General features: G+C 65.6%; 1 protein-coding gene. It reads right to left on the bottom strand.

Features of this window, described 5'->3' with window-relative positions:
• Positions 1-14 precede the first annotated feature (14 nt).
• Positions 15-732, bottom strand: a 718-nt coding sequence (locus EOA86_RS37080; protein WP_128345862.1) for a GTPase Obg, incomplete at its 5' end; no start/stop codon positions are given.

The raw sequence follows: 732 nt of genomic DNA on the forward strand, positions 1-732 counted from the left end.
CTGCGCGTCCATCGCTATCTCCAGCGCGTCTCGACCGGAGCGGCGACAGCGTCGCGTGCCTCGGCCACCACCCTCATCAGCGCGCGCAGCACCGCCTCGACGCCCTCGCCGGTGACCGCCGAAAGCAGCATCGGCGCACGGCCGGCGGCGCGTTTCAGCGAAGCAACCTTCTTCTTGCGTGCGTCGGCATCGAGCGTGTCGACCTGGGAAAGTGCTACGATCTCGACCTTCTCGACCAGCCCATGGCCATAGGCGTCGAGTTCGGAGCGCACGGTCTTGTAGGCCTTCCCCGGATTTTCTTCCTGCGCGGAGACGAGGTGCAGAAGGACGCGCGTGCGTTCGACATGTCCGAGGAAACGGTCGCCGATGCCGACGCCCTCATGCGCACCTTCGATCAGGCCGGGAACGTCGGCGATGACGAACTCACGCCCATCGATGCGGGCCACACCGAGGCCAGGATGCAACGTAGTGAAGGGATAATCGGCAATCTTCGGCTTAGCCGCGGTGACGGCGGCCAAGAAGGTCGACTTGCCGGCATTGGGAAGGCCAACCAGGCCGGCGTCGGCAATCAGCTTGAGCCTGAGCCAGATGTTGAGCTCTTCGCCCGGCTGGCCGGGATTGGCGCGGCGCGGCGCCTGGTTGGTCGAGGTCTTGAAATGCTGGTTGCCGAAGCCGCCATTGCCGCCCCTGGCAAGCAGGAAGCGTTGGCCGACCACGGTCAGGTCGCAAATC

This window comes from Mesorhizobium sp. M5C.F.Ca.IN.020.32.2.1 (assembly GCF_004023105.1).
Taxonomy (GTDB): Bacteria; Pseudomonadota; Alphaproteobacteria; order Rhizobiales; family Rhizobiaceae; genus Mesorhizobium; species Mesorhizobium wenxiniae.